This is a genomic window from Butyrivibrio sp. LC3010 (assembly GCF_000424385.1).
Taxonomy (GTDB): domain Bacteria; phylum Bacillota; class Clostridia; order Lachnospirales; family Lachnospiraceae; genus Butyrivibrio.
Window position 1 is genome coordinate 1 of record NZ_AUJU01000050.1, and the last position, 13,096, is coordinate 13,096.

Here is a 13,096-nt window from a genome sequence, read left to right on the forward strand (position 1 = left end):
TTCTATTTTTGATATTGCTCACGTTCCATATATATGATTCGTGAGAGCATGTATACAACATAATCAGGGGGAGTTCTTACCCCTTGCTCCCAGTGGGATAGTGTTCCTACTGGGATGTGGAACTTCTTGGCGAATGCAGCCTGTGATAATCCAGTAATTTTTCTCAATTCTTTAATCAGCATCTTTGTCACCGCCTTTCAGAAGGTTTGGATTAGTATTACCAAGTTTTCTTTTTGCAGCATTATTTTTAAGGATTTCCGTTTGTTTATATGCCACAGAACGCAGTTTTTGTAAACGTTCCTGTTGCGATAATCCCTGAGAAATCCATTCTGCATTGAAATTTTCAAGATTGATCAGAACTATGAGTTCTTCGGCAGACGCATAATCCCTTATGTTCTCACCTTTTTTGGCTTCATCAGGATGATCTTTTCGCCAATCTCTTGCACGTTTTCCAAAGAGAGCAACATTAAGAAGATCAGCCTCATTTGCAAATTTGTATGTCTTTTCTTCATTGGTTAATTCATCAGTAATAAGGTATGTCTGAACAGCATCTGTGTGAATGTGATAATTCAGCTTTGAAAGAGCTCTCTTTTCATCCCATCCAATAGCTTTTCTCTCAGCCTCATCCTTTTTCAGACGCTGATAATCCTTGATTATATAAAGCTTAAACTCTGGAGAAATCCAGGATGCAAACTCAAAAGCAATATCAGAATGGGCATACGTTCCTCCGTATTTGCCGGCCTTTGATATTATCCCCTTAGCCTGCATTCTTTCAATCCACTGCTTCGGAGTCATTATAAGTCTGCCGCGTTCATTTCTAACCGATTGGAATTCCAATCGGTTAAAATCATTCGAATTATGAATTTCTTCCCAGACTGCGAGGAAATCGATTGTTGAATACGAGCTCATCCAGTTAGTAATAACCATCCTGGGATCTTCAGAATTCTTGTATTTTGCTATATCTGTAAGGCTGATGTAACTATCATCAGGCTCAGTACCTCCAATAACCCCTATTTCTATTCCATTAGCGTTAATTTTTGTTTGTGCCATTTGTTTCTCCTTCAAGTGTATCAATGATATATAATTATATATCATTGATACACTGACAACAAGCATTAGGTTATTATACGATTTAAACCGGTATTACTTCGAATATTGTCCACCTCCTTTCTTAAGCGGGATTCATTCCTCCCATTTATATACGACACGAAAATGGGTGAAATGTTCCAATAAATTTAAAATTTTTTTGGAATTATAGTTTGTGGCTAATTTTTCAAACATCCAATAGGAATAACATATACGCCGTCTTCACGCTTATAACCAAATGGTGTTCCGGTAAGAACAATTTTTAAATCAGGCAATCTGAGCGGAGCCTGCTTCTCGTTAACATTGTATTCTGCTACCAGTCTTTCGATTTCGTTAAGATGTGCAGCGCCTTCTTCGATTTCATTGCTTCCGAGTTTGATCTCTATTAAAGCATATCTGCCATCTCTTAAGTGAAGTACAGCATCCGCCTCTAACCCGTATCTATCATGGTAATATGATACAGTTCCTCCCAATGAGGATGAGTAAACACGTAAATCCCTAATACATAAGGTTTCAAAAATAAATCCAAATGCTTTAAGATCTGTATTGAAGTACTCAGGGGCAACTCCAAGAGCAGCAACGGCTATTGATGGATCTACAAATTCTTTTTTATCAGAGGACTGAATCGCAGTTTTCGATCTAATTGAAGGGCACCAAGCTTCTACATCTCTAATCACATATAGTTTTCGCAGAGTCTTCAAATAATCATAAAAAGTAGTTTTGCCCATAGGGAAATTAGCATTGATATCACGAAGAATCGTTCGATTTGATGCAAATGTTGATATATTTCTGGCGTAGGATCTAAGAAGCAATCGAGTTCCCTGCGCATCCCTTTTCACATTATCCACATTGCTAATATCATCCCTGCACAAACTATCGAAGTAACTGCCTGAAACCATCAGTTTTGCCTTATCAGTCTTTTTATTCATAACAGACGGCCATCCGCCGCGACAGGCGGCCATAATAATTCCGTCAATTGTTAGGTCGGAGATGCAATCATCAGGAAGCTCTTTGTTATTGAATAATTCTGATAGCGAAATCTTTCCATTAGATTCACCGGAGGCTAGCGAAGAGATTTGTGGTATTTTAGCGAAGAAATTTGTGGTAAATAAGCGAAGAGATTTGTGGCGCTTTGGCGGATAACTTTGTTATAAATGGATTTCACGCACATGATTAAGAAATATGGGCAGAACATTGGACTTTCAAAGAAACTTACACCGAAGGAACTTAGTCAAGCCAAAGGAAATGTGTGCTTTGATGATAGAACTGGTACATATAGAATTTAAATGATTTCTTAAAAAATTACGCTACTAGAAGAATTATATTGAATAACTTATAATGAAATTAGGCATGTATGTTATTTTTACTGTTTTAAAAAAACAGATTGTGATTATTGCAGACTAGTGAAAATCCAATTTGATAGGGAGAGAACATCCTACACACAACACGACTTTTAATCACAAGATACTATTAATGCTTTATATCCTGTTTTTATAGAATGAATTCATATTTTGATACGAAAAAATATGAATATCTGAGGTTTGAGGAAGAAAATGAAAGTATTCAATACTACAGCAGTATGCATACCATCAAAACACTATATGGTGGATATTTCTGAAAAAGTTGAAGAGATAAAAAAACTTGTTGATGGAGGGAAATATTTTACCATCAATAGGGCAAGGCAATATGGAAAAACTACGACTCTAACTGCACTTAGGAAAAAACTAGAATCCACATATATGGTTTTATCTCTAGATTTTCAAAGCATTGGCGCAGATGTCTTTGAAAATGAAGCGTTTTTTTCACAAGCAATGGCTCGTATAATTATCGATTGCCATGAATTCGAAAAGATCGAAATTCCTGAAGAAACAATTACTGCTCTTGCAATGTTAAATGAAGCATCCCCTGAAAAAATTAAGCTTGATGATTTCTTTAGGATAATGAAGCGATGGATAAATAAATCAGATAGAGGCGTTGTACTAATAATTGATGAAGTAGATTCTGCAACTAATAATCAAGTATTTCTCGATTTTCTAGCAGGATTAAGGGACCTATATATAGGAAGAGAAACTGATGGTATTCCGGCATTTCAGTCCGTTATCCTTGCAGGAGTGACAGATGTAAAGCACCTTAAAATGAAAATCCGTCCAGATAAAGAACATAAGGAAAACAGTCCCTGGAATATAGCAGAACCTTTTAATGTAGATATGAGCTTATCTGAACCAGGGATTAGAGGAATGCTTGATGAATATGAGTCAGACCATAATACAGGTATGTGTACAGATGAAGTTGCAAGAAAGATCCATGATTATACAAATGGCTATCCATTTCTTGTCAGCAGAATATGCCAATTGATTGATACTGATATATGCAGTTCGATTGGCAAGGAGGCTGCTTGGACATGTGACGGAGTTGAGGAAGCTGTAAAAAAGATAATAACAGAATCAAATACATTATTTGATTCTTTGATGAGCAAACTCAAGAATTATGAGCGATTAAAATTGCAATTAAGAAGAATACTATTACAAGGCGAAACGATTGAATATTTACCAGACAATAAAGAGCAAGAACAGCTTATGATGTTTGGATTTATAACCAGAAGCAATGACAACACAATCGTAGTCGCCAACAGAATATTTGAAATGCGTCTATATAAATACTATATTGGCGAGAGCAAATTTTCTGAGGAAATGCGGGGAAATGCACTAGATAATAAACCGGAATTCATTAAAAATGGTGAGCTTGATATACCCCTAATAATGAAACGCTTTATTGAAACACAAAAATATATAAGAAACCTTAATGATGAGGAAGCAGAAAGAAAATTCATTGAAGAGGAAGGCCGAGAAAAATTCCTTACATATCTTTCGCCTATCCTAAACGGAACAGGAACTTATAGTATTGAAGAGCAGACCAGAACGCGAAAGCGAATGGATATCGTCATTCATTATCTTGGAAAACGCTACATTATAGAACTTAAAATTTGGCACGGTGAAAAATACAATAGCGCAGGAGAAAAGCAAATTATAGAGTATTTAGATTATTGGAATTTAGATACTGGATATATGTTGAGTTTCAGCTTTAACAAAAAAAAGATTCCCGGCGTAAAAAAGATTCAAATAGGAGAAAAGATATTATACGAAGGTATAGTCTAGATATCATCTATACGCTAACTATGGAATAGATCCATCTATGGACTATAGTATAAATGAAGCAATTAAGAATATAAGTGTATTCCTAATTGCTTCATTCTATGCTTATTTCTTCTTGATCCTGCACCTCTTTTTATAGCAGGCGATGCCATAGCTTATGATCGTGTCCATTCCGGCATCATACAATGTCTGTTCATAATCGCGGTTTTCAATCTGACGTAAAGCTTCATCGCAAAACTGATCCAGCTTTTCATTTTCTGCATACTTTAGTTCGATGATCACACCGACCCTTTTTTCAGGTGCCTTAATGAGTATATCGGCAAATCCGTCCCCTGACTCCCTGTTGGAAACCACAGCCCTTGTCACTGCGCTTAATAGTCCCAGAAGATAACCATGATAGAAATTTTCCTTCATCTCTTTTTTGACGTTTATATCTCTGATACTGATATGATTTATGAGATAGTCAGAAAAAATCCTTTCAGCTTCTTTATCGTTTCCTTCTATCAGCGCATCAAACAGATGGTATGCATCATCAGATTTCTCTTTGTTTTCACGCTTAACAAAATCATAGATATTGTTTTTAAGGAGCAGATAAATCTCTCTGTTGGGGATTTTTAGCTCATATTGACCATTTTCCATTCTGACAACCTGAGTCAGATATCCGGTCATATATAAAACGCTCCAGATATTATCAATCGACTCGTTGATCTCTCTGTATGTTAATTCAGTATGTATATATTTTGAAATAGAGTCACCGGAAAGAAGCGATTCTATATCATGTTTTGTCTGATCATCAGCTCCGGAAATGAGATTCAGAAGCAGGTCATTACTGCTTGTGTTAGCCCAGTAAAGTTCCGGCAGCGCATTTTTATCAGTCCTAAGAGTCTGAATGTAGTTTATTACATCCCAGGGACAGTACACGCTCATATTTCCAAATTTATATCCATCATACCATTCGCGGATGATGTCGTTTTTGTCACGGATTCCATAATAATCAAGTATCTCAGAGACTTCAGATTCGGAAAAACCGAACCACTCACTAAATCCCACATCAGAAATGGACTGGACTCTCAAATTGTTTAGACCGGTAAAAATGCTTTCCTTAGCAATCCGGAGACATCCGGTTAATACTGAAAATTTGATGCTGTCATTACTCTTAAGAGCAGCGCTGAGTATGTCTCTGACCAAAGATGCCATTTCATCGTAATAGCCGCCATTGTGTGCTTTATCAAGCGGAACATCATATTCATCTATCAGAAGAATTACTTTTTGATCGTAGTACTTTTCAATTATGTGTGTAAGATTCATCAGGCTGTTTCTGAGAACACTATCATCCATGACAAACTCGCCATCTGATATTTCAATGAGAGCTCTGTATAGAGCTTTATCTTCATCTGTAACAGCTCTATCATCAAGTACAAATTTATATCTGAGAGCTTCCTTGCCTATCACCGCTTTTATCTGGGTCTTCGCTTCACTGATATTGTTCCCTGTAACATCTTTTAATGTAATGGAAACAACAGGATACTGTCCCATATATGCATTACAGATATCCTGATATTGTGATATTTTCAGATCTTTGAACAATGCTTTTTGTTTTTCTTTATTCTGATCAATATTGAAAAAGCTCTTGAGCATGCTCATGTTCAGCGATTTCCCAAAACGCCTTGGTCTGGTAAAAAGTGTCACCTCATATCTGCTCTCAACAAGTTCTGCAATTAGTCCTGTCTTGTCGATGTAATAATAATCACCATCTATTAACTTTTCAAAACTATCTACACCTATGGGTAATGTCTTAGTATTCATATGAAGTCATCCTTTTGAAATTGTGCATCTCTATCTTAATCAATATCTGAAATAGCCGCAAATCTTCATGATTGTCAATTCGATGCTTCTTATGTCTAGTTTAGATTACACAACCTTAGAAAACAATAAGCTTTTTAAATAAAGCATACGACTAATACAGCCCAATAATATTTGGAAAAAATCCATAGAGGCGGGTACCCTGAAATGCAGGAGCCCGATATGGATTGGGCAATGTTTTTTTAATCCCAATATTTTCAATAAATACACACATAAATATCTATTTGAAGTATACGAATTGAAAAGCCAGTAAAACACTGACTTTCAATATAAAGCCTCGGCAAATTCAGCGACTTTTATTTCTGAGAGAATTAACGATTCCTGCTCATAAATTATTAACGAAAAATCGCCAATTCTCTCAGGGGTAAAACTCCTGACTTTGTCGCGACAAAGGACAAACACATTTCATATGAAAGGGGAAACTTTATGAAGAAAAACAAACGAATATGGTCTTGGGCTCTCGCGGGAGCACTTGCTGTAAGTAATCTTAGCGTGGTAGTGGCGCCGATTACTAGCATTGTAGCACAGGCTTCGACGATTGGTACTGGTAGTCCTGTAGCTGTTACAGGAAGCGTCGTAAAAACTTACGAAGTTGATAAGGATGTAGCTTATGCTATATTAGCAAAAGGAACATTAACTACAGCTACAGTAGATGGTTATAAGAATTCTATGTTTTCTGATTTTGCGGTAGGTGATAGCTTGAGACAGGAAGGAGTTCTTGTTACTAGAACAGATAAAACTCATGTTAAAGTAGAGGCAGATGCAGATACTACTGGTACCTTCAGTTTTGTCTATGCGACAGGATTAGATGAGAGTGTTGCAGATAATAAGATTTCAAATGTTGCAACAATAGATGCTTTGGATGTGAGCGCTGATGATGGTACTAAGGCAACACCAACATCTGCTACAACGACTATTGTAGCAGGTGATTATGCATGGGTATCTATACCAGCAACAACAGTTGGTAGAGGAAGCTATAAATGGGAACTTATTGATAGCGGCTCAGAATATCCCGATGATTTTACTATCAGTGAAATAGCAGATGGTGGTTTAAGTGCTAAGATTTCTGCAAAATCAAAAGCAACTGCAAATCATGAAGCAACTATAAAAGTAACATATGTAAAGGCTGATGGATCAGAGTCGAACACCATAACAAATAGTACTGCTAAAGTTAAAGCAGCAGCTAAAGCTAAAGACATTAAATTAGGCGCTGAATTTACTGATATTGATGATAAGGATGCTTCAGAAGTAACAGTTAAGCCCTCAGATAAAATGACCGTTTTTACAAAGGTTGTTAATGATGAACCTGGCGTGTGGGGCTATGCGTACAACTGGACTATAAAGAGTGACAAGACAGGTGGTGCTAGTGTATCATCACCTACAGCAAAAAATGCAGAGATTACAGCAGGCGCTTCTGCAGGTGATACAGTACTTCAACTTAATATAAAAGCATATAAGTCTGTTGGAACAACAACTGCTGATAATTATGTTAGAGTTGCTGATGGAGACAAGACTAATCTTGATAATTGTTTAGCAGGAAGTGGTGAAGCAGAAGCTGGTTCAGCTACATTAGAAGGAGAAAAGAACTTTGAAGTAATTGTACATGCAGTAGCTGATGAGGAACCTACTTTTGAAGTTGCTGTTCCTCAGGATGATCTTGTATTCACTGAAGGTGATTATACTGAAAAGACAGTTACAGCAACAGTGACTGCTGAAAACTTTGATAAATTCGATCCTAATAATCTTAAAGCTACTTGGGCATTGGGAAAGAATACAGATGGTACTTCTGGTTTAACATCTATTATAGAAAAGACTCCTGGAACAACTAAACTTTCAAATACCCTTGTTCTTAAGAGTGGTGACATTACTGTTGAGAGTGGTTATCTCGCACTTATTGGTCTTGACTATGATGGAAATAGTGATGGTGATTTTGTAGATTCTGAGGATTTACATCTGATTACAGCAGCCGGAAGACCAGCTAATAATGTAACAGTAGTAAAGGATGCAAAGAATGGAACAGATTTAGCAGCTCTTAACGTAGCGGTTAAAACCGAAGGAAAATTACTAAGTGTGGACGCAGACAAGAGTGAGCTAAAGTATAATTCTGAAGATACTACACAAAATGCTGTAACATTCGAGATTAAGGACGAAAAAGGAGCAATTCAGACTGCTACAGGTATCGCTTTCTACAAAGCTAATGATACAGAACTCAAAAAATCTATCGATCTTTCAAGTTTCTATACATTTACTGCAGCTAAAGGCGAAATTGCATTTACTAAGTCTATTACAGCAACAGAAAGTGGAAATTATATAGTAAAAGCTACTATTGCTGGTGGTCGTTATGGAACATTTAACCTTAGACTTCTTCCTGAAGCTTATGTAGCAGTAACAGAGCTGAAACTCAGTGAAGGAGAAGGAGAAATTGGCTTTGATGCATCAAATGCAGCTCCTGCAAGTTTAGCAGCAGCTACCCCGACAGGTGGATTTACGGCAACAGTTCTTCCTTACGATAAGGATGATGACACAAAGAGCGCATCTGTAAGAGAAGTATCAGTAACTTCCAGTGATGAGACTATTGTTAGAGTTTTAGCAAGTGCACCTGGAACACCAAATCCTACAGACTCTCGAATTGCTTTATTTGGTGTAGCACCTGGAGAAGCTACCATTACAGTAACAGCTGATGGTGGTATTTCAAAGACATATAACGCAACAGTTAAAGGTATCTCCAAGATTGAGGTTACTGGTGATAAGGAAGTTAAGGTTGATAGTACAGCTACATATACCGCAGAAGTTACTAAGTTTGGTTCAGGTATCCCTGCTACAGTAACATGGGCAGTTGATGATTCTTCTATCGCTGAAATTGCTTCCTCTGGAGAACTTACAGCAAAGAAGGAAGGAACAGTTAAAGTTACTGCAACAAGTACATTTGATGGAACAATCAAATCTGATGAATTTGAAGTAACAGTTATCTCTGCTGATGCTCATACAGAAGAAGAAATCAAAGCAGCTATCGAAGCCGCAAATGCAGCAGCAGATGCAGCAGTAGCTAATCCTACAGACGCAACAATTAAGGCAGCTCAGGACGCAGTAGAAGCCGCTATGGCAGTTGGAGCATCAGAAGAAGATCTTGCAGATATAAGTGCTAAGATTGATGCAGCAATAGCAGCTAAAAAGGCAGCTGATGATGCAGCAGCTAAGGAAGCCGCTAAACAGGCAGCAATCGAAGACGCTAATGCAGCAGCAGATGCAGCTAAGGCAGATCCTACAGCTGATAAGATTCAGGCAGCTAAGGATGCTATTGCAGCAGCTGTAGCAGCAGGCGCAGAGGCTGATGATCTGACAGCAGCTAATGCAGCATTGAAGACAGCTGAAGAAGCTAAGAAGGCAGCTGATGAAGCAGCTAAGAAGGCAGAGGAAGAAAAGAAACAGGCTGAAGAAAAGAAACAGCAAGAAGAAAAGAAGCAGCAGGAAGAAAAGAAACAGCAAGAAGAGCAGAAGAAACAGGAAGAGCAGAAACAGGCTGAGGAACAGAAGAAGGCTGAAGAGCAGAAAGCAGCTGAAGAAGCAGCTAAGTCCGACGGTTCTACAGCTGGAACACCTGCACCTATAGGCAACGAACTTAAGGATGCAAACGGTGCAACAACCGGATTCGTTGTAACAAATGCAACAGCTGGTGCTGCAGAAGTTGAGTTCAAGGGAACAGATACAGACAAGGCTTCTACTACAGTTACAATTCCTGAAGAAGTTAAGGATCACAGCGGTAACGTTTATAAGGTAACATCTATCGCTCCTGAAGCTCTTAAGGATGCAACTGGAAAGAACCTCAACATCGGCAAGAACATTAAGAAGATCGGAAAGAACGCATGCAAGAACGCTAAGTTCAAGAAGATTACTCTTAAGACCGACAAGAAGGGTAAGGTTAAGATCGGCAAGGGCGCATTCAAGACCAAGAAGAAGGCTACAATCAAGGTTAAGGGCGCTAAGGGCGAGTATAAGACCAAGCTCATCAACAAGGTTAAGAAGCAGGCTCACAAGAATTCTACAGTTAAGTAATTTCGATTATCTTACTGACTGACATTCTAAGCTAAACTAATAAGAGGGATTACGGTTCATATCCAAATGGACTGTAATCCCTTTTTATGCGGTTGATTGAGTCTTCGGTGTCATCAGCGTCCATGCAGCTCCAGATACTGCGGATGGGCTTTAGGCTGTCATAGTTCGATATATAATACAATCAGAATCTCGACAGATCCAATGGCTTTATTTCGCAATTTTTAAATATTTTTATTTTTGCGAAGCAGAAAGCCATCTTGCTATAGTGCCTTTTTAATTCATGCAGGATGGTTAGATTATGGTAAAACATATAATATTTTAATCAAACTAAATATGTCATCCAGGTTTGAGATTTTATGTTGTTTTATACATTTACCAATTCAGTAATAGTTTTACTTACTAAGTCTATGGTACTTTCTCTTATTCCAACATCCCCTGCGATGGAAGTCCAATGAACTATTGCAGATTTTACATCTGCAATGATGCTTTTGGCTCTCTGAGTAGATATGCTGATTGTGGATGCGACCTGAAGCAGGTCCTCTAATTCTATCTTTTCGCTTTTGTTATTTAGCGTCATTTGATGGTTGCTTAACCATTTGTTTGTCGGGTTATAGGAAAATGTGACATCATAGGCTGGTGATAATTTCCAGATTCCATCTCTGTTCATCAGAAATGAGACGTTTTTAACATGGTCATCTCTGTTGACGGCAAGAACATTAAATACCATTCTTCTGTAGAACTGTTCAACCTCATTAGCACCAAGACCAATCTGTTTCATGTAAGACGCCGCCAATTCATAGCTGCAAAGTCTTGGCGTGTTGTAATCAATGTGGGCAAGCGCCGCAAGTGTTTGCATGTGAACCTTTGAACCATCTACCCTGTCGAATCGTTTGGTCATAAAGTGATTGTGGTTATTTTCTTTGAAGATACGGCATTCATTCATATTTATTCCAGCCTGTAATGCCATAAGATAATAGGCATACTCAATAAGGGTATATTCAGGCTCATCCTCCATGTCATGATCACCATTCTTGCTGACGCCATCAAATTTCATTAGCCAATAATCAAATCCTTTTTCAGGGGCAATCTGACCAGACTTCACTTCATTTGTTTCTTCATTCCATGCAATGACTGCCTTTGCTCTTGCACCTCCTGCAGATGTTCCTAGTTTGAGAAGCTGTGAGTAAGAGGCATTGGATATGTCTATGTTTACTTCTTTTCTTTTACTCAAAACATCAGAGGCGAATTTTACCATCTCACTGACATTGACTATATCAGATGAACTGGAGCCAGCAGAGAGTGCTGGACGATATTCTAGTGCGCCCATACCTCGGCTCCCTGTATAACACAATCTATCTATCACGTTGAAATCAGTCTCGGACTTTCCTTGTGCAGCGAGCCATTGGTTGATAATGGCATTACCAAATTTATCGGGCAAGGAATCAGCTATCATTCCAGGTACTCCGTGAAACGATTCTTCTAAATTAGGAAACGAATAGAGTTTGTTGGATATAGGCATTTTTAAGGGCGAAAGCTGAATATTAGTTCCACGAACCCCTTCAATAAAATCGTTGTCATACTCAAAGATTGCATAAGGTAAACCTTCTTTGAGACTGAGGGTGCCAATCTTGGTGTTCCATAAAAATACTTCTGCAAGGTTATTCATTGTTCGTCACCCCATTTGAAAGTTCTATTGCTTGGTTTGTCGTTTTTCTTTCTGACTCTTTTCCGCTCTGTTCCATTTTGTCTAGCTAAATATGTAGAGGGCCTGTCACTCATATCTGGTATCAGAGTATTAAAATTGTCGGCTAAATCCAACGCCATCATGATTTTAATAAAGATATCCAGTTGCACATCTAAACCCTTTTCAAATTTTTGGACAGATCTTAGTGATACGCCTGCCTTATCTGCCAGCTCCTTTTGAGTCAGGGGATATGCCAGCCTATAGTCTTTAGCTCGTTTGGCCAGTTCAGAAAGGATGCCGTTAACAAATAAATATTTCATCTATAATCACCTCAGATATATTATAAGCAAAGCAAAGTTAATGCGCAAGTACGCACATATTATTGACGTAATTAGCACTTAACACGCAAGAATGCACATGTTACACAAAGGAGCGTAATTAAAAAGAGCATTTATAACCGTAAAGGAATATAGATGCTCTTTTGTTTGATTATATAGTTTGATTATATGTAATCAAACTATTTTCCGCTTAATATAAGGCTTTATTGGCATTTGTTATACTATTTATTTACCTTATATTCCATCAAGGAACGCCTTTGTTTTAGATAAATTGTAGAAATTCATCGTGTAGTACAGGAGAACAAATCTTGCCATCAGCGGGCCGGTATGCAAGATAGTTTGCTAGAAAACACCATGATTTCGGATTGTATACTCCACCATTCGTTCATGAAATTAGAATCCCTATAGAGTATTCATCTTCAAGATTATTCCGTAATAAGTTTTTTCTCCTTTAGGATTTCCGTTACTTCATCCACAGAAACATGCGACTTTTGAGCAATTTCTTCTATAGGCATTCCATCCTCAAAGCGTGCGATTACTTTTCCTTTAAGTTCTCCCATGGATATTCCTTGCTGAATTCCCCGCTCAATTCCATGCTCAACGCCCTGTTCATATCCCTGCTCCAATACTACCTGGCTTAAATTACACATAACGTTTATCCTCCTAACAGTGTCAATATTCATCACTAATCCGTAATCATCTGCTAATCGCTTTTTCTTTACTTCTGCGGATTCTTTGCGAAGCAGCTCTTCAAGCATGGCAATTAGTTCATTCCTGGACTTTTCGGTGTTTTCGTTCTTTCTTAATCTGATTATAACGCCCTGGACTTTATCTATGTTTTCGAGAGTCATGTCCTTGCCATAAATCGTTTCCTGCCTGAATCTGATGCGGTTGATTGAGTCTTCGGTGTCATCAGCATC

8 protein-coding genes and 1 pseudogene are annotated in these 13,096 nt (G+C 37.9%); 2 read left to right on the forward strand and 7 right to left on the reverse strand.

All coding sequences use genetic code 11. The annotated features are described in order from the left end of the window. Positions 1–2: 2 nt before the first annotated feature. From G622_RS0119050 to G622_RS23790, 3 genes are all read right to left on the reverse strand, one after another. Positions 3–182 (reverse strand): helix-turn-helix domain-containing protein, encoded by a 180-nt coding sequence (locus G622_RS0119050; protein ID WP_044916930.1) that lies wholly within the window; start codon positions 180–182, stop codon positions 3–5. Beyond that, the gene (locus tag G622_RS0119055; protein WP_026511987.1) at positions 172–1,050 is read right to left on the reverse strand and encodes a KilA-N domain-containing protein; all 879 of its coding nucleotides are present in this window, start codon (positions 1,048–1,050) and stop codon (positions 172–174) included. Before G622_RS0119055 ends, G622_RS0119050 begins: the two co-directional genes overlap by 11 nt. A gap of 215 nt (positions 1,051–1,265) precedes the next feature. Then, a complete protein-coding gene (locus G622_RS23790) occupies positions 1,266–2,015 on the reverse strand; it encodes an ATP-binding protein (RefSeq protein WP_049945971.1) in 750 nt (249 codons plus the stop codon). A gap of 624 nt (positions 2,016–2,639) precedes the next feature. Here G622_RS23790 and G622_RS0119070 point away from each other — a divergent pair. After that, a complete protein-coding gene (locus tag G622_RS0119070) occupies positions 2,640–4,241 on the forward strand; it encodes an AAA-like domain-containing protein (protein ID WP_026511988.1) in 1,602 nt (533 codons plus the stop codon). A gap of 102 nt (positions 4,242–4,343) precedes the next feature. On the opposite strand, the gene G622_RS0119075 is transcribed toward G622_RS0119070, so the two are convergent. Beyond that, on the reverse strand, positions 4,344–6,044 hold the full coding sequence (locus G622_RS0119075) for an AAA family ATPase (protein WP_026511989.1): 1,701 nt from the start codon (positions 6,042–6,044) through the stop codon (positions 4,344–4,346). Between the two features lie 483 nt (positions 6,045–6,527). Here G622_RS0119075 and G622_RS24950 point away from each other — a divergent pair, with 483 nt between their 5' ends. Further along, complete coding sequence (locus G622_RS24950) at positions 6,528–10,154, forward strand: Ig-like domain-containing protein (RefSeq protein WP_026511990.1); 3,627 nt, start codon at positions 6,528–6,530, stop codon at positions 10,152–10,154. Positions 10,155–10,518: 364 nt separating this feature from the next. On the opposite strand, the gene G622_RS0119085 is transcribed toward G622_RS24950, so the two are convergent. From G622_RS0119085 to G622_RS26255, 3 genes and pseudogenes are all read right to left on the reverse strand, one after another. After that, positions 10,519–11,820: a type II toxin-antitoxin system HipA family toxin gene (locus tag G622_RS0119085; RefSeq protein ID WP_026511991.1), complete on the reverse strand. Its 1,302-nt coding sequence runs from the start codon at positions 11,818–11,820 to the stop codon at positions 10,519–10,521. Then, on the reverse strand, positions 11,817–12,158 hold the full coding sequence (locus tag G622_RS23800) for a helix-turn-helix domain-containing protein (protein ID WP_044917176.1): 342 nt from the start codon (positions 12,156–12,158) through the stop codon (positions 11,817–11,819). The genes G622_RS0119085 and G622_RS23800 overlap by 4 nt, the downstream gene beginning before the upstream one ends. A 443-nt stretch (positions 12,159–12,601) precedes the next feature. Continuing rightward, a pseudogene (locus G622_RS26255) lies at positions 12,602–13,096 on the reverse strand (hypothetical protein); the annotation flags it as partial.